The organism is Streptomyces sp. ActVer (assembly GCF_027270795.1).
GTDB classification, from domain to species: domain Bacteria; phylum Actinomycetota; class Actinomycetes; order Streptomycetales; family Streptomycetaceae; genus Streptomyces; species Streptomyces umbrinus_A.
Genome location: NZ_JAPWHT010000208.1, coordinates 1 through 17,118 on the forward strand (window position 1 = coordinate 1; position 17,118 = coordinate 17,118).

A 17,118-nucleotide genomic window follows, 5' to 3' on the forward strand; every position below is an offset into this window, starting at 1 on the left:
TGCTCGACTCCATGTAGTGGGTGCGCTCGATCGCCGTCCAGTGGTCGATCGGGAAGAGCGCGTCGTCGCAGGCGACCCTCCCAGTGCGCTGGTGGCCGATCTGACGCAGGGCGTCGGTGCGGACCGCGGGGACCGTCAGGACACCGGCGGACAGGACACGGGCGGGCGCGGGGAGCCGACGCCGGTGCCCGCCGCGCGCGCCAAGGGGACCAAGGGCGCCAGGCCCAAGCAGGAGATGCTCAAGGCCGAGGTCGCCGACCTGACCAAGCCCGCGCCCGAGACGGCGCGCGACCTGCCTCCGCGCGCCGAGCAGCTGCAGCTCTCCGGCGACATCACCTACTCCCTGCCGTCGCTCGACCTCCTGGAGCGCGGCGGCCCGGGCAAGTCGCGCAGCGCCGCCAACGACATCGTGGTCGCCTCGCTCACGAACGTCTTCATGGAGTTCAAGGTCGACGCCGCCGTCACCGGCTTCACCCGCGGCCCGACGGTCACGCGGTACGAGGTCGAGCTCGGCCCCGCCGTGAAGGTCGAGCGGATCACGGCGCTGGCCAAGAACATCGCGTACGCCGTCGCCAGCCCGGACGTGCGGATCATCAGCCCCATCCCCGGCAAGTCCGCGGTCGGCATCGAGATCCCCAACACCGACCGCGAGATGGTCAACCTGGGCGATGTGCTGCGCCTCGCGGACGCGGCCGAGGACGACCACCCGATGCTCGTCGCGCTCGGCAAGGACGTCGAGGGCGGCTATGTGATGGCCAACCTCGCGAAGATGCCGCACGTGCTGGTCGCCGGTGCGACCGGATCCGGCAAGTCCTCCTGCATCAACTGCCTGATCACGTCGATCATGGTCCGCGCGACCCCCGAGGACGTACGCATGGTCCTCGTCGACCCCAAGCGCGTCGAGCTGACCGCGTACGAGGGCATCCCGCACCTCATCACGCCGATCATCACCAACCCGAAGCGGGCCGCCGAGGCTCTGCAGTGGGTCGTACGGGAGATGGATCTGCGCTACGACGACCTGGCGGCGTTCGGGTACCGGCACATCGACGACTTCAACCAGGCCATCCGCGACGGCAAGCTCAAGACGCCGGAAGGCAGCGAGCGGGAGCTCAAGACCTATCCGTATCTGCTGGTGATCGTCGATGAGCTCGCCGACCTGATGATGGTCGCGCCGAGGGACGTCGAGGACTCGATCGTGCGTATCACGCAGCTCGCGCGCGCGGCCGGCATCCACCTGGTGCTCGCCACGCAGCGGCCGTCCGTGGACGTCGTCACCGGTCTGATCAAGGCGAACGTGCCCTCGCGGCTCGCCTTCGCCACGTCGTCGCTCGCGGACTCGCGGGTCATCCTCGACCAGCCCGGCGCCGAGAAGCTGATCGGCAAGGGCGACGGGCTCTTCCTGCCGATGGGGGCGAACAAGCCGACCCGTATGCAGGGCGCCTTCGTCACCGAGGACGAGGTCGCGGCCGTCGTCCAGCACTGCAAGGACCAGATGGCGCCGGTCTTCCGGGAAGACGTCACCGTGGGCACCAAGCAGAAGAAGGAGATCGACGAGGACATCGGCGACGACCTCGACCTGCTGTGCCAGGCCGCCGAACTGGTCGTCTCCACGCAGTTCGGGTCCACCTCGATGCTCCAGCGCAAGCTGCGCGTCGGGTTCGCCAAGGCCGGCCGGCTGATGGACCTCATGGAGTCCCGCAACATCGTCGGTCCGAGCGAGGGTTCCAAGGCACGTGATGTTCTTGTGAAACCTGACGAGCTGGACGGAGTGCTCGCGGTGATCCGTGGGGAGGCTCATCCGTAGAGAAACGGGGAAGTCCGTTTCCTCTTGCGGATGGGCCACGGCCACGTGGGTGAGCACGTCAGGGCCACGTGGGTGATTCGAACGTGACTCACCCGTAAGGGAACCGTGAGCAACCGTTTCCCTTCGTCGCACGTCAAGTTGAGGGAAGGGAAAGGCACGTGTCCCACCATCAGGATGACCAGCCGTTCTGATGGCGTACAAAGTCCCACCGCCCGGTTGCCCCACCCTTTCGCAACCCCCCTAGACTGAACCTCCAGCACAGGTGGCTACACGCTCGAAAGGCGCCCCCGTGTCCATCGGCAACTCCCCTGACGACAACTCCCCTCAGGACGAGCCTCCCATCGAAAAGGGTGATAGCCCTTCGATCGGCCGTGCTCTGCAGCAGGCGCGCATCGCGGCGGGGCTGACAGTCGACGACGTCAGTAACGCCACCCGGGTCCGCATCGCCATCGTGCACGCGATCGAACAGGACGACTTCACGCCCTGCGGCGGCGACGTGTACGCGCGCGGTCACCTCAAGACGCTGGCGCGCGCCGTCCACCTCGATCCGGCGCCGCTGCTCGCCCAGTACGACGGTGATCACGGCGGGCGGCCCGCGCCGACCCCGGCGGCACCGATGTTCGAGGCCGAGCGGATCCGTCCGGAGCGCCGGGGTCCCAACTGGACCGCCGCCATGGTCGCCGCGATCGTCGCGGTGATCGGCTTCGTCGGGTTCACGATGGTCAAGGACGACTCGGACGGCTCGAAGACGCAGGTCGCCGAGGGATCCACGCCCACCGCCAGCAAGCCCGTCAAGACCAAGCCGACCCCGACCAAGCCCGCCGACCCCAAGCCCGACCCGTCGGACAGCGCCATCGCGGCCGCGCCGCAGGACAAGGTGACCGTCCAGGTGACCGCCCCCGACGGGCGCAGCTGGATCTCCGCCAAGGACCACAACGGTCGGCTGCTCTTCGACGGCTTCCTGAAGCAGGGCGACTCCAAGACCTTCCAGGACAAGGAGAAGATCGACCTCGTCCTCGGTGACGCGGGCGCCCTCCAGCTCTACGTCAACGGCAAGAAGATCGAGGACGAGTTCCAGCCCGGTGGCGTCGAGCGCCTCACGTACACGAAGGGCGACCCCGAGGTCGGATGAGCGACCCCGAGGTCGGACAAGCGACCTCAAGGGGCATGCGGGTACGGGGTTGGCCAAGATCGGCCAACCCCGTCGACGTGGGCTGTCAGTGGGACGAAGTACTCTTGAGCCCATGCCTGAACGCCGTACCGTCGCACTCGTCACTCTTGGCTGCGCCCGTAACGAGGTGGACTCGGAGGAGCTCGCAGGCCGCTTGGAGGCGGACGGCTGGCACCTCGTGGAGGACGCCGAGAACGCGGACGTCGCGGTCGTCAACACCTGTGGCTTCGTCGAGGCCGCCAAGAAGGACTCCGTCGACGCCCTCCTGGAGGCCAACGACCTCAAGGGCCATGGGAGAACGCAGGCCGTCGTGGCCGTCGGCTGCATGGCCGAGCGGTACGGCAAGGAGCTCGCCGAGGCCCTGCCAGAGGCCGACGGAGTGCTCGGCTTCGACGACTACGCCGACATCTCCGACCGCCTCCAGACCATCCTGAACGGCGGAATCCACGCCGCCCACACCCCGCGCGACCGGCGCAAGCTGCTGCCGATCAGCCCGGCCGAGCGGCAGAGCGCGGGCACCGAGGTCGCCCTTCCGGGGCACGCTCCCGTCGATCTTCCGGAAGGCCTCGCTCCGGAGTCCGGCCCCCGCGCACCCCTGCGCCGCCGGCTCGACGGCTCGCCGGTCGCCTCGGTGAAGCTGGCCTCCGGCTGCGACCGGCGCTGCTCCTTCTGCGCCATCCCGTCCTTCCGCGGCTCCTTCATCTCGCGGCGGCCTTCGGACGTCCTGGGAGAGACGCGCTGGCTGGCCGAGCAGGGCGTCAAGGAGGTCATGCTGGTCTCCGAGAACAACACCTCGTACGGCAAGGACCTCGGCGACATCCGCCTCCTGGAGACGCTGCTGCCCGAGCTCGCCGACGTCGACGGGATCGAGCGGGTGCGGGTCAGCTACCTCCAGCCCGCCGAGATGCGGCCCGGGCTCATCGACGTACTGACCTCGACGCCGAAGATCGCGCCCTACTTCGACCTGTCCTTCCAGCACTCCGCCCCCGGCGTGCTGCGCGCGATGCGGCGCTTCGGGAGCACCGCCCAGTTCCTGCAGCTGCTCGACACGATCCGCTCCAAGGCCCCGCAGGCCGGTGTGCGGTCCAACTTCATCGTGGGCTTCCCCGGCGAGACCGCGGAGGACCTGGCGGAGCTGGAGCGCTTCCTGACCGGCGCGCGGCTGGACGCCATCGGCGTCTTCGGGTACTCCGACGAGGACGGCACCGAGGCGGCGACGTACGAGAACAAGCTGGACGAGGACGTCGTCGCCGAGCGCCTCGCGCGCGTGTCCCGGCTCGCCGAGGAGCTGGTCTCCCAGCGGGCGGAGGAGCGCGTCGGGGAGACCCTGCAGGTGCTTGTCGAGTCCCTGGGCTCCGCCGGCTCCGACGGCGCGGAGGAGCCCGCGTACGGCCGTGCCGCGCACCAGGCGCCCGAGACCGACGGCCAGGTGCTGTTCACAAGCGGCGAAGGTCTCACCGTCGGCCGTATGGTCGAGGCGAAGGTGGTCGGTACGGAAGGTGTCGACCTCGTGGCCGAGCCGCTCCCGGGCTCCGCATGTACAGAGGAGGCGGCCAGATGACCGGAGTCCCGGCATCCGCGGCGGGCGGCCCCGGTGCGCCCGGTACGCGCGGTGCTGCCGGCGCCTCCAGCGCTTCCGGCAAGGGAACCTCCGGTACGGGTGCCACCGGCGCCCAGGGCTCGAAGACACCGCGTGGCGCGAAGCTGAGCGCCGCGGCCGTCAACCAGGCCAGCCTGTGGAACGTCGCCAACCTCCTCACCATGCTCCGGCTCGTGCTCGTGCCGGGTTTCGTGGCGCTGATGCTGGCCGACGGCGGATACGACCCCGTGTGGCGGGCGTGGGCCTGGGCGGCCTTCGCCGTAGCCATGATCACGGACGTCTTCGACGGACATCTGGCCCGTACGTACAACCTCGTGACCGACTTCGGGAAGATCGCCGACCCGATCGCCGACAAGGCGATCATGGGCGCGGCGCTCATCTGTCTCTCCTCGCTCGGCGATCTGCCGTGGTGGGTGACGGGCGTGATCCTCGGGCGTGAGCTCGGAATCACCCTGCTGCGCTTCGTGGTGATCCGCTACGGCGTGATCCCCGCCAGCCGCGGCGGGAAGATAAAAACGCTGACGCAGGGAGTGGCCGTCGGGATGTACGTCCTGGCGCTGACGGGGCCCCTGGCGACCCTGAGGTTCTGGGTGATGGCTGTGGCGGTCGCCCTGACCGTCGTCACCGGACTCGACTATGTGAGACAGGCCATTGTGCTGCGGCGCCAGGGACTGGCCGATCGGAAGGCCGCCGCCGAGGAGGCGGAAGCGTGACCTCCACGGCCGCCGAAGTGCTGCGACTACTCACAGTGAGGGGCGAGACGCTCGCTGTCGCCGAGTCGCTGACCGGCGGTCTGGTGGCGGCGGACCTCGCGGCGGTGCCCGGAGCCTCCAAGGCCTTCCGTGGCTCGGTGACCGCGTACGCCACCGATCTCAAGCGCGATGTACTCGGCGTCGACGCCACTCTGCTGGATCAGCGTGGAGCGGTGGATCCGCAGGTCGCGGCCCAGATGGCGGCCGGCGCCCGCAAGGTGCTCGGCGCGGACTGGGGCATCGCGACAACCGGTGTCGCCGGCCCCGAACCCCAGGACGGACAGCCCGTCGGCACGGTTTTCGTTGCCGTGGACGGGCCGCAGGGCGCGTCCGGCGAAGGCGTTCTCGGCGGGAAAGTGGTGGCGTTGCGGTTGAACGGCTCCCGGACGGAAATCCGTATGGAGAGTGTACGGAGCGTGCTCGCACTGCTTCTGGAGCAGCTTGTGGGCGAACTCACTGAGAATGAGCGGGCACAGGATACGGAACAGAACGGGGGGTTTTGATGTTTGCAGCCCTGAGTGAACACGACATCGCTCCCCGCACGGCCGCGGCGCAAGGCGGTACGGTGGGGCGTGAAGGATGCGGCTACGCGGTCCGAGGAGGGAGCCACCGATGATTCTGCTCCGTCGCCTGCTTGGTGACGTGCTGCGTCGGCAGCGCCAGCGCCAGGGCCGTACTCTGCGCGAAGTCTCCTCGTCCGCCCGAGTTTCGCTCGGCTATCTTTCCGAGGTGGAGCGGGGGCAGAAAGAGGCTTCCTCTGAGCTGCTTTCCGCTATCTGCGACGCGCTGGACGTACGGATGTCCGAGCTCATGCGGGAAGTGAGCGACGAGCTCGCACTCGCCGAGCTGGCCCGGTCGGCAGCGGCTTCCGAGCCTGTGCCCACACCGGTGCGCCCGAGGCTCAATTCCGTATCGGTGACCGGTGTGCCGCCGGAACGGGTGACCATCAAGGCGCCTGCGGAGGCGGTCGACGTCGTCGCCGCCTGACGCTCACGGGCTCGCGCCCGCGAGCTGAGATGCGAAGAACTGTGTGAGAGCCCCGGCCGGGGCCTTCTCCGGGGAGACCTGGAGGGGGGTGGTCGGGGCTTTTGCGTGGGCGGGGGGCGAAGCCAGGGTGTGGCGTGAAGGGTGCGGCTTGGTGGTGTGGTGGGTTTTGTCTGCGTTTGCCGGTAGTGGTCGGGGCGGCCATGGTGGAGGAGCGGGGGCGGAAGCCGGGGGTCGTTGCTGACCGGAGGATGTCCATGTACGTCGTGAAGAGCCCGTTGACCGATGCCGATCTGAAGACCGTGTCCGAGGCGCTGCAGGGTGCGCTGGTCGATCTGGTGGATCTGTCGCTCGTGGCGAAGCAGATTCACTGGAACGTGGTCGGACCGCGCTTCCGGTCCGTCCATCTCCAGCTCGACGAGGTCGTGGACACCGCTCGGCTGCACTCCGACACCGTGGCCGAGCGTGCCTCCACGCTCGGGGTCTCGCCGGACGGACGTGCCGCGACGGTCGCGACCAGCAGCGGTATCGGGGCCACGCCTGACGGGTGGGTGAAGGACACCGACGCGGTGGGGACACTCGTGGACGCGCTCGCGGCCGTCATCGAGCGGATGCGGGAGCGAGTCGGGGCTACGGGGGAGGCGGATCCGGTGAGTCAGGACATCTTCATCGGGATCACCGCGGACCTTGAGAAGCATCACTGGATGTTCCAGGCGGAGAACGGGTGAGGTTGGCTCTGCCGGGTTATGCGGGCTGTGGCTGTGGTTTTGGGGTTGGGCTCGGCTTCGGTTTTGAGCGTGCGGTTGTGGGGCGGGCGCCGGTGGTGTGCGCTGGGCGCCCTCTTCGTGTCTGTGCGCCCTGTCGATGGGTGAACGCGGCGGTCTAGCGTCGGGCGTCTGGCTGGAGGTGGTGCCATGGCGGGGCGGATGGGGCGAATAGGCAGGTGGGGGCTGGCCCTGGGCGTTGGAGGGCTGTGGTGGTGGGCCGTGATGCGGCTGGCGTTCGCGCCGGACGCCGGCGTGCTGGAGGGGGCGGTCGCGGCCGGTGGGTGGGGGCTGAGTCTGCTTCCGGTGCACTGTGTCCCGAAGGGGCGTGCCGCGGGGGCGGCCGGGTCGGATCAGTGGGCGCGGCGCGTCTCCGAGGCTTGGCGGAGGAGGCGGGGGCCGCTTCTGGGGCGCGGGGGGTCTTCCTGACGTGCTTTCCGAAGGGCTTCTAGAGGGCTTCAGGGAGGGCTTTGCGGCGGCTCCTGAGAGGGCGTTGGGGGGCGGCGTGCGTTTGTGGCTCGCTACCAGGGCATTGCCACGCCTCCGTTGGGGCGGAGGATCTGGCCCGTCGTGAACGACGAGGCGTCGGAGGCCAGGTGCAGGACCGCGTGGGCGATGTCCTCCGGCTCGCCGACCCGGCCCAGTGGTGACATCCGGGCCATGAACCCCTCGGTCCGCGCCTGGGCCTCGCCGTCGTGGCGGTCGGTCATGGGCGTACGGATCCAGCCCGGCGCGACCGCGTTGACGCGGATGCCGCGCGGGCCCATCTCCGTCGCCAGGGTCTTCGTCAGCTGGACGACGGCTGCCTTCGCCGCTCCGTAGCAGAGCAGGCCCGGTCCGCCGGTGTCGACGGCTCCGGACGCCATCGTGACGATGCTGCCCCGCGTGCCCGACGCGATCATCGCGAGGGCCGCCTCCTGGCAGGCGTACAGAACACCCTTGAAATTGATGCCCAGTACGCGGTCGAGGTCCTCGTCGCGGGTCTCCAGGACCGGGCTGCTGTGCATGATCCCGGCGACCGCGGCCATGACGTCGAGGCGCTCGCAGGTCGCGACCGCCTCTTTGAGCTGGGCGCGGTCGGTGACGTCGAGGGGGTGCGAGTGCGCGGTACCGCCCGTGTCCTTGATGAGGGCCGCTGTCTCGTCCAGGCCCTGGATGTCGCGGTCCGCGCAGTGGACGGTGGCACCCGCCTCCGCGAGCAGCACGGCACTGGCGCGGCCGATACCGCTTGCCGCGCCGGTGACGAATGCGGTGCGTCCGGTGAGGTCGTACGCCGTGACAGGCATGAGTGGACCGTACGAGGGTTTCTGACGGGTCGTCAATTGGTGGTGCCTCGTGGGTTGCACGCGGTGGGTTGTGCGCGGTGGGGTCGGTCAGGGGTGCGGCGAGGGGCCCTGTTGGCAGGTCGGGCACCAGTACGTGGGGCGCTCCCGGGAGCCGTCGCCCTGGTTCGCGGCGCGGATCGAGGTGCGGCAGCGCAGGCACGGGCGGGGGGCGCGGCCGTACACGTACAGGTTCTGGTCGCGGCGGCCTGTGGTGCTGCGGACCGGACGGTCGCGGTTGGCTTCGAGGAGCTTCCTGGCGAGGGCGGGCAGACGGGCGGCGTGCTCGGCGGGGAGGTCACCGACGGGGAGCCACGGGGTCGCGCGGAGCAGGAAGCAGAGCTCGCTCTTGTAGATGTTGCCGATGCCGGCGAGGTTGCGCTGGTCGAGGAGGGCCTCGCCGAGGGGGCGGGCCGGGTCGTGCAGGAGGTTCGCCAGGGCCTTGTCGGGGTCCCAGTCCGGGCCCAGGAGGTCGGGGCCGAGGTGGCCGACGGCTCGTTCCTCGTCGGTGGTGCGGAGCAGATCCAGTACGGGGAGCCGGTAGCCCACGGCCGTGCGGTCGTTGGTGCCGAGGATCACCCGGATCTGGTGGCCCGGGCCGCCGCTCCAGCGCTCGCCCGGGGCGTACACCTTCCAGGAGCCGTCCATCCGAAGATGCGAGTGCAGGGTCAGGCCGCCCTCGATACGGGTGAGCAGGTGCTTCCCGCGCGGGGTGACGTCCAGGACCGTGCGTCCGGTGAGGTCGGCCGTGGCGTACTTGGGCACGCGGAGGTCGGAGCGGGTGAGTACGTGGCCCGCGAGAGCGGTGTGCAGGCGTCGGGCGGTCTGCCAGACGGTGTCTCCTTCGGGCATGGGGTCCAGGGTGGCACGGGGCGGGCGGGGTGTCTCGTGTGGCGGGGAAGGCCGGGGAGGGGAGGCCGAGAGGAGGGGACGGGTCGGCGTTGAGCGGGCGGCTTTACGCGCGGAGGCGGAGCCCTCGTGGGGTCGCGTGGAAACCGGCTCCTTCCAGGAGGGTGCCGAAGGCGGATGTCAGCGCGGAGGCTCCGTTGACCCGCTCCACCGTGACCGTGCCGAGGGATCCCGCGCGGGCGGCCGCGGCGAGTGCTTCGGCGGCTGTGCGCAGGCGTGGGTCGTGGAGGGGCGAGTCGTCGGGAGGCGAACTGTCGGAGGGCGAGCCGTCGAGCGTGGACGGCCAGGCCAGGAGTGTCTTGCCGCCGCGCTCCATGTAGAGGGTCAGCTCGCCGTCCACCAGCACCACCAAGGAGCCTGCCTTGCGGCCGGGCTTGTGTCCGGCGCCGGTGGGGGGCTCGGGCCAGGGGAGGGCCGCGCCGTAGGCGTTCGCGGGGTCGGCGGCGGCCAGCACGATGGCGCGGTTGCCGTTGCCCGCGCGGGTACGGGAGGCGGGGCCTCCGGGGAAGGCATGCGGGGCTGTACGGGGGGTGTCGGCGAAGGGAGTTGGATATCGATGATCGGAGCCGGGTGTCGCGGCGCCGGGGAGGGGCGGTCCGGAACCGTCGCGCAAGGAGTACGGGTCGTTGTCCGACCGGGAGGAGTCGGGCGCGGTGAATCCCGTGTCGCCGAACGGGTCCGGGTGTTCGGTGGGACCGTCGGCGTGGCCCGGTGTGCGTGCGCTCGGGCGGCCGCCGGGCAGGGGCATGCCTGGGAACCCGGGGTCGGGCAGGGCCTCGCCCCGCTCGCGTGCGTTGGCCGCCGCGCGCAGCCGGTCCACCGCGCCGTCCATCGCGAACTGGGCGGCGCCCAGCCCCTCCACCACATAGCCGCGGCGGGCCTGGCCGCTCTCCTCGAAGGCGGACAGGATGCGGTAGACGGCGGAGAAGCCGCCCTCCACGCCCTCCGCGGCGACCGCACCCCGGGTGACCACGCCGTGCCGGTCGAGCAGGGTGCGGGCCAGGGCATGGGCGCGGACCGTGGCGTCGGGTTCGAGGGCAGGGAGTAGCGACCAGCGGCCCGCGACGGTCGGCGGGCCCGTCCGGGACTGGGGGCGTGCGGCGGCCGTCAGGCTTCCGTACCGGCCGCGGGGCACTGTGCGTTTCGCGCGGTGTGCGGTGGAACCCGCGGTGCGGCCCGAGCCGAGGAGAGAGCGCATCGGGCCGAGCGTGTCGTTGGTCAGACGGCCCGACCAGGCCAGGTCCCAGATGGCGTCGGCGAGTTGGGGATCGGTGGCATCGGGGTGTGTGGTGGCGCGGATCTGGTCGGTGATCTGGCGGAAGAAGAGGCCGTAGCCTCCGGAGAGGGCGTCCAGGACCGACTGGTGGAGCGCGGTCAGCTCCAGGGGATGCGGAGGTGGCAGGAGGAGTGGAGCTGTGTCCGCCAGGTAGACGGACACCCAGCCGTCCTTGCCGGGGAGCGCGCCCGCTCCGGCCCAGACGACCTCTCCGGCGGCGGTCAGTTCGTCGAGCATCGCGGGGGCGTAGTGCGCGACGCGGGACGGCAGGACGAGCTTCTCCAGTGCCGACGCGGGCACCGAAGCGCCCTGCAACTGCTCGATGGCGCGCACGAGTCCGTCGATGCCGCGCAGGCCGTGCCCGCTGCCTAGGTGCTGCCACTGCGGCAGGAACTGCGCCAGCGCGGCGGGCGGCACCGGCTCCAGCTCGTGGCGCAGCGCGGCCAGCGAACGGCGCCGCAGTCGGCGCAGCACCGCCGCGTCGCACCACTCCTGGCCGATCCCCGCAGGGTGGAACTCCCCCTGTACGACGCGACCGGCCGCGGCGAGCCGCTGCAGCGCCCCTTCGGTGACGGCCGGACCCAGGCCGAAGCGGGTCGCCGCCGCGGTCGAGGTGAACGGGCCGTGCGTGCGCGCGTACCGGGCGAGGAGGTCGCCGAGCGGGTCCTTGACCGGTTCGGTGAAGGCTTCCGGGACGCCGACCGGCAGCGCCGTGCCGAGCGCGTCACGCAGTCGGCCCGCGTCCTCGATCGCCGCCCAGTGGTCGGCCCCGCCGATCCGGACCCGGATGGCGCGGCGGGCCGAAGCCAGGTCCTGGGCCCACTCCGGTTCGGCGCCGCGCTCGGCCAGTTCGGCGTCGGTGAGCGGGCCGAGCATCCTCAGAAGGTCCGCGACGCCTTCGGCGTCCTTGGTGCGGCGGTCCTCCGTGAGCCACTGGAGCTCGCTCTCCAGCTCCGTCAGGACGTCGGCGTCCAGGAGTTCGCGCAGCTCCGCCTGGCCGAGGAGCTCGGCGAGCAGACGCGAGTCCAGCGACAGGGCCGCGGCACGCCGCTCGGCGAGCGGGGAGTCTCCCTCGTACAGGAACTGGGCGACGTAGCCGAACAGCAGTGACCGGGCGAAGGGGGACGGCTCCGGTGTCGTGACCTCGACGAGCCGCACCTTGCGGGACTCCAGGTCGCCCATCAGTTCCGTGAGGCCCGGTACGTCGAAGACGTCCTGGAGGCATTCGCGGACCGCTTCCAGGACGATGGGGAAGGAGCCGTACTCGCTGGCCACCTGGAGCAGTTGGGCGGCGCGCTGGCGTTGCTGCCACAGGGGGGTGCGCTTGCCGGGGCTGCGGCGCGGCAGGAGCAGGGCGCGGGCGGCGCATTCGCGGAAGCGGGACGCGAACAGGGCGGAGCCGCCGACCTGGTCGGTGACGATCTGATTGACCTCGCCCTTGTCGAACGCGACGTCCGCCGCGCCCACGGGGGCCTGGTCCGAGTCGTACTCCGTACCCAGCTTGGCGGGTTCCTGGTCGAGCAGGTCCAGGCCCATCAGGTCGGCGTCCGGGAGGCGCAGGACGATGCCGTCGTCGGCGTGCATGACCTGGGCGTCCATGCCGTACCGCTCGGAGAGACGGGCGCCCAGCGCCAGTGCCCACGGGGCATGGACCTGGGCGCCGAAGGGCGAGTGCACGACGACCCGCCAGTCGCCCAGCTCGTCACGGAAACGCTCGACGACGATGGTGCGGTCGTCCGGGATGTGGCCGCAGGCCTCGCGCTGTTCGGCCAGGTAGGACAGCACGTTGTCGGCGGCCCAGGCGTCCAGACCCGCCGCGAGGAGGCGGAGGCGGGCGTCGTCCTTGGGCAGTGATCCGACCTCGCGCAGGAAGGCGCCCACCGCGCGGCCCAGTTCGAGCGGACGCCCGAGCTGGTCGCCCTTCCAGAACGGCAGCCTGCCCGGCACGCCGGGGGCGGGGGACACCAGGACGCGGTCGCGCGTGATGTCCTCGATGCGCCAGGAGCTGGTGCCGAGCGTGAAGACGTCTCCCACACGGGACTCGTAGACCATCTCCTCGTCGAGCTCGCCGACCCGGCCGCCGCCCTTCTTGGGGTCGGCGCCGGCAAGGAAGACCCCGAAGAGACCGCGGTCGGGGATGGTGCCGCCGGAGGTGACGGCGAGACGCTGGGCGCCGGGGCGGCCCATGACCGTACCCGCGACGCGGTCCCACACCACACGCGGCCGCAACTCGGCGAAGGCGTCGGAGGGGTAGCGGCCCGCGAGCATGTCGAGCACCGCCGTGAACGCCGACTCCGGAAGCGACGCGAAGGGGGCCGCGCGGCGGACCGTGCTGAGCAGGTCGTCGACCTGCCACGTGTCGAGCGCCGTCATCGCGACGATCTGCTGGGCCAGCACGTCCAGGGGGTTGGCGGGGATGCGGAGGGACTCGATGGAGCCGGTACGCATCCGCTCGGTGACCACGGCCGCCTGGACGAGGTCGCCCCGGTACTTGGGGAAGACCACGCCTGTGGAGACCGCCCCGACCTGGTGGCCCGCACGGCCCACGCGCTGGAGGCCCGACGCCACGGACGGCGGTGACTCGACCTGGACGACGAGGTCCACCGCGCCCATGTCGATGCCCAGCTCCAGGCTGGACGTGGCTACCACCGCGGGCAGGCGGCCCGCCTTCAGGTCCTCCTCGACGAGGGCGCGCTGCTCCTTCGAGACCGAGCCGTGGTGGGCGCGGGCGATGACCGGCGGGGCACCCTGGGCCGCGCCCGAGCCGCCCATCAGCTCGGCCGGCGCGTGATGCTCTTCCAGGGGCTCGCCCGTCGCCCTCTCGTACGCGATCTCGTTGAGCCGGTTGCAGAGGCGCTCCGCCAGGCGGCGGGAGTTGGCGAAGACGATCGTCGAGCGGTGGGACTGGACCAGGTCGGCGATCCTCTCCTCGACGTGCGGCCAGATCGAGGGGCGCTCGGCTGCCGTGTCGGAGTCCGCGACGGGGGAGCCGCCGAGCTCGCCCAGGTCCTCCACGGGGACGACTACGGAGAGGTCGAATTCCTTGCCGGACGGGGGCTGGACGATCTCGACCTTGCGGTGGGGGGAGAGGTAGCGGGCGACCTCGTCCACCGGGCGGACTGTCGCCGATAGGCCGATCCGGCGGGCCGGCTTCGGGAGCAGCTCGTCCAGGCGCTCCAGGGTGAGGGCGAGGTGGGCGCCGCGCTTCGTGCCCGCGACCGCGTGCACCTCGTCCAGGATCACCGTCTCGATGCCCGTCAGCGCGTCGCGCGTGGCCGACGTGAGCATCAGGAACAGCGACTCCGGGGTCGTGATCAGGATGTCCGGCGGGCGGGTGGACAGTGCGCGGCGCTCGGCCGGCGGGGTGTCGCCGGAGCGGATGCCGACCTTCACCTCGGGCTCGGGCAGGCCCAGGCGGACCGCCTCCTGCCGGATGCCGGTCAGCGGGCTGCGCAGGTTTCGCTCCACGTCGACCGCCAGGGCCTTGAGCGGTGATACGTACAGCACCCTGCAGCGCTTCTTCGGGTCGGCCGGGGGTGGGGTCGAGGCCAGCTGGTCGAGGGCCGCGAGGAACGCGGCCAGGGTCTTGCCCGAGCCGGTGGGGGCCACGACCAGCACGTCCGAGCCCTCGCCGATGGCTTGCCATGCTCCGGCCTGGGCCGCGGTGGGCGCGTCGAAGGCACCCGTGAACCATGCACGGGTTGCTTGTGAGAAGCCGCTCAGGGCTCGGTGTGCGGAGCTGACCATGCGTCCATCCTGCACCCGGGCACTGACAACGGGGCTGACCTGCGTCGGGGTCGGCTGCGAGGGGCGCGAAGGATTGGCTGCCGGGCGGCTGCGGGGGATTGGCTGCGGGGAGTCGGCCGTGCGCCTGCCCGTGGTTTTGGGGTCGGGGCCGGTCCGGGGATATCCGTCCTCGGTCTGGCGCGGAATCGGTCTGTTTTCTTGGGAGCTCGAGTCGACGCGCCAGCCGCTGCGGGCGGACACCCCCGGACCGGCCCCTTCGGTTGTCCGGCGGCTGCGGGGCGGGGGTGTGCCCGTCGCGTGGCTGCCCCGAGGCTGAGAACCGGTGTTTCTCGTGATGGCGGAGAATGGGGGGCATGGCTGGAGCTGGGAAGGAGCGGGCTCGGCACTGGCAGTTTGCGGAGTTGCCCGGTGTCGATCTGCTGCGGGCTCGGTATGTGCAGAAGACCTTTGTCCGGCATACGCACGAGAACTTCGTCATCGCCGCCATCGCCGACGGTGTCGAGGTCTTTCATCACGGTGGGGCGGATCAGTACGCGGGGACCGGGTCTCTGGCGCTGGTCAATCCCGATACGCCGCACACGGGGCGGGCAGGGGTTCCTGAGGGCTGGCGCTACGGGGCCGTTTATCCGTCGCCGGAGCTCGTTGCGGAGATCGCTGCTGAGACCACCGCTCTTCGTGGTGCTCCGGGATTCGTGAGCCCCGTTCTTGATGATCCGTATGCCGTGAGGCTGGTTCACCAGGTGTTGCGGGCCGCCGAGGAGGGCAACGCGCTGGCTGCCGACACGTTGTTGCGTGTTGCCGTGACCCGGTTGCTGCGGGTGAACGGCGGGCCGTTGCCGGAGCGGGTCCTGCGGACCGCGGGGGCCGGGGTCGCGGCACGCGCGCGTGCCGTTCTTGAGGAACAGATCGTGGAGCCGCCCACTCTGGAGCGGCTCGCCGGTGATCTGGGGACCAGTCCCTTCGCGTTGCTGCGTGCCTTTCGGGACGCCTACGGGATGCCTCCGCACGCGTGGCTGACCGATGTCCGGGTACGGCGTGCGCGTCGGTTGCTGGACTCGGGGGTCGCTCCCGCGGAGGCGGCCGTCGCGGTGGGGTTCACGGATCAGCCGCACCTCAATCGGCACTTCACGCGGATCGTGGGCGTGCCGCCGGGCGCGTATCAGCGCGAGCGCAAGAACGTACAAGAATCGCGGCGGGAGATTCTCGTACCGTCCGGGGCGTGGCAGAACATGCAGCTCTCGCAGGCATACGCAGTGAAGACGGCGGAAAACCCGACGCCGCCGTCGTACGGGACGCCCTCGGAGTCGGGGTCGCCGTCGGACTGTCCGGTTTCGCCTTCGGGGTGACCTCGGCGGGCAGCGGGCTCACGCTGCTGCAGACCTGCGCACTGAGCCTTCTGGTGTTCACCGGCGCCTCCCAGTTCGCTCTGGTGGGGGCGCTGGCAGGCGGGGGCAACCCGTTCACAGCCGCGGCGGGCGCGTTCTTCCTGGGGGTGCGCAACGCCTTCTACGGGCTGCGTCTGTCGCAGTTGTTGGCCCTCCCGCGCGCGGTGCGGCCGTTCGCCGCCCAGTGGGTCATCGACGAGACCACCGCCGTGGCCCTCGCCCAGCCCACGCGGCGCAGCGTACGGATCGGCTTCACCGTCACCGGGCTCACCCTCTACGTGCTGTGGAACATCACCACGCTGCTCGGCGCGCTGGGCGCAGACGCCATCGGCGACACCGACGCCTGGGGCCTGGACGCGGCCGGGCCCGCCGTCTTTCTGGCGCTGCTCGCGCCCATGCTCAAGACCACCAGGGAGCGGGTTGTCGCGGGACTCGCGGTCGTCCTGGGGCTCGGGCTGCTGCCCGTCCTGCCTGCCGGTGTTCCCGTCCTGGTGGCCGCGCTCGCCGCTCCGGCCGTCCTGTGGGCGGAAGGGCGTCGTCGGGCGCGTACCGGGCCGGCCGAGGACGACGACACCGTGGGGGAGGGGCGTTGAACATCTGGATCGCGATCGGCCTCACCGCCGTCGGTTGCTATGCCGTCAAGCTCATCGGGCTGCTGATTCCCGCGGGCCTTCTGGAGCGGCCGCTCGTCCAGCGGCTCGCCGCTCTGCTGCCCGTCGCCCTCCTGGCCGCCCTCACGGCCCAGCAGACCTTCGCCGACGGACGTGTCCTGGTGCTGGACGCGAAGGCAGCGGGGCTTGCCGCGGGCGCCGTGGCGCTGTTGTTGCGGGCCCCGTTCCTGCTGGTCGTCGCTGCGGCTGTGCTCGTCACGGCGGGGGTGCGGGCGATGACCGGCTGAGGGGAGGGGAGAGGCGGATCGGGGAGGGGAGGGCTGAGGTGATGTTGGGCTTGGGAGGGGGTGTCCGGCTCGGTTGATGAGGGGGCACGCGTGCGCGTGCCCCCTGATCGCGGTCCCGTCTGTGACCGGCAGCGGTAGCTGGTGACCGGTGACCGGCTTGGTCAGGCCGGTGAGTGGACGGGTGTCGACGTCAGCCGACGGGCAGTCCGTAGGCCCGCAGGGTGCGCAGGGCCTCGATCGTCACGATGGGGCGTGCCTCCAGGGCCGTACTCGGTGCCCACTGGAGTCGGCGGACCGGCCAGCCGCCGTCCTTCTGCTGTTGGTTCAGCAGGAACTCCAGGGAGCCCGCCATCTCGGCGTCGGTGAACCACGCGCGCGCGAGTGAGCCCGGTGTCTTCGCGTAGTCGTGCGGGAAGTGGTGCTCTCCGGGCGCGTAACCGGGGGCCACGGGGAAGGCGTCAGGACGCGCCGGGTCCAGCGCCGCGAGCCGGTGTTCGCGCACCAGG

13 protein-coding genes and 2 pseudogenes are annotated in these 17,118 nt (G+C 71.1%); 11 read left to right on the forward strand and 4 right to left on the reverse strand.

Annotation, left to right across the window (positions count from 1 at the left end; all coding sequences use genetic code 11):
• Positions 1–61: 61 nt before the first annotated feature.
• The 8 genes and pseudogenes from O3Q52_RS29385 to O3Q52_RS29420 form a co-directional block, all read left to right on the forward strand.
• A pseudogene (locus O3Q52_RS29385) lies at positions 62–1,804 on the forward strand (DNA translocase FtsK); the annotation flags it as partial.
• Positions 1,805–2,093: 289 nt separating this feature from the next.
• Positions 2,094–2,936: a helix-turn-helix domain-containing protein gene (locus O3Q52_RS29390; protein ID WP_269651717.1), complete on the forward strand. Its 843-nt coding sequence runs from the start codon at positions 2,094–2,096 to the stop codon at positions 2,934–2,936.
• Positions 2,937–3,048: 112 nt separating this feature from the next.
• Positions 3,049–4,536, forward strand: a complete 1,488-nt coding sequence (rimO, locus tag O3Q52_RS29395) for a 30S ribosomal protein S12 methylthiotransferase RimO (RefSeq protein ID WP_269651718.1) — start codon at positions 3,049–3,051, stop codon at positions 4,534–4,536.
• A complete protein-coding gene (pgsA, locus tag O3Q52_RS29400; protein WP_269651719.1) occupies positions 4,533–5,288 on the forward strand; it encodes a CDP-diacylglycerol--glycerol-3-phosphate 3-phosphatidyltransferase in 756 nt (251 codons plus the stop codon). Before rimO ends, pgsA begins: the two co-directional genes overlap by 4 nt.
• A complete protein-coding gene (locus O3Q52_RS29405; RefSeq protein WP_269651720.1) occupies positions 5,285–5,830 on the forward strand; it encodes a CinA family protein in 546 nt (181 codons plus the stop codon). The genes pgsA and O3Q52_RS29405 overlap by 4 nt, the downstream gene beginning before the upstream one ends.
• 109 nt (positions 5,831–5,939) lie before the next feature.
• Positions 5,940–6,314, forward strand: a complete 375-nt coding sequence (locus O3Q52_RS29410) for a helix-turn-helix domain-containing protein (protein ID WP_269651721.1) — start codon at positions 5,940–5,942, stop codon at positions 6,312–6,314.
• Between the two features lie 254 nt (positions 6,315–6,568).
• Positions 6,569–7,039 (forward strand): Dps family protein, encoded by a 471-nt coding sequence (locus O3Q52_RS29415; RefSeq protein WP_269651722.1) that lies wholly within the window; start codon positions 6,569–6,571, stop codon positions 7,037–7,039.
• 198 nt (positions 7,040–7,237) lie between these two features.
• Positions 7,238–7,504 (forward strand): hypothetical protein, encoded by a 267-nt coding sequence (locus tag O3Q52_RS29420; protein ID WP_269651723.1) that lies wholly within the window; start codon positions 7,238–7,240, stop codon positions 7,502–7,504.
• Positions 7,505–7,596: 92 nt separating this feature from the next.
• Here the strand turns inward: O3Q52_RS29420 and O3Q52_RS29425 are convergent, their stop codons facing one another.
• From O3Q52_RS29425 to O3Q52_RS29435, 3 genes are all read right to left on the reverse strand, one after another.
• Positions 7,597–8,361: an SDR family NAD(P)-dependent oxidoreductase gene (locus O3Q52_RS29425; RefSeq protein WP_269651724.1), complete on the reverse strand. Its 765-nt coding sequence runs from the start codon at positions 8,359–8,361 to the stop codon at positions 7,597–7,599.
• Positions 8,362–8,448: 87 nt separating this feature from the next.
• Entirely contained in the window at positions 8,449–9,249 is an 801-nt protein-coding gene (locus O3Q52_RS29430; RefSeq protein ID WP_269651725.1) for an Fpg/Nei family DNA glycosylase, read from the reverse strand.
• A gap of 103 nt (positions 9,250–9,352) precedes the next feature.
• Positions 9,353–14,329, reverse strand: coding sequence for an ATP-dependent helicase (locus O3Q52_RS29435; protein ID WP_269651726.1), 4,977 nt, complete (start codon positions 14,327–14,329; stop codon positions 9,353–9,355).
• Positions 14,330–14,682: 353 nt separating this feature from the next.
• Between O3Q52_RS29435 and O3Q52_RS29440 the strand changes: the two genes are divergently transcribed.
• Genes O3Q52_RS29440 through O3Q52_RS29450 form a run of 3 tightly spaced genes read left to right on the forward strand, consistent with a single transcriptional unit; the run spans position 14,683 to position 16,612 of the window.
• Positions 14,683–15,675 carry an AraC family transcriptional regulator gene (locus tag O3Q52_RS29440; RefSeq protein ID WP_269651727.1) on the forward strand — a complete coding sequence of 331 codons (993 nt, stop codon included), beginning with the start codon at positions 14,683–14,685 and terminating at the stop codon, positions 15,673–15,675.
• The gene (locus O3Q52_RS29445; RefSeq protein WP_269651729.1) at positions 15,576–16,307 is read left to right on the forward strand and encodes an AzlC family ABC transporter permease; all 732 of its coding nucleotides are present in this window, start codon (positions 15,576–15,578) and stop codon (positions 16,305–16,307) included. Before O3Q52_RS29440 ends, O3Q52_RS29445 begins: the two co-directional genes overlap by 100 nt.
• Positions 16,304–16,612, forward strand: coding sequence for an AzlD domain-containing protein (locus O3Q52_RS29450; RefSeq protein ID WP_269651728.1), 309 nt, complete (start codon positions 16,304–16,306; stop codon positions 16,610–16,612). The genes O3Q52_RS29445 and O3Q52_RS29450 overlap by 4 nt, the downstream gene beginning before the upstream one ends.
• Before the next feature lie 190 nt (positions 16,613–16,802).
• Here O3Q52_RS29450 and O3Q52_RS29455 read toward each other — a convergent pair.
• Positions 16,803–17,118: pseudogene (locus O3Q52_RS29455) on the reverse strand (hypothetical protein); the annotation flags it as partial.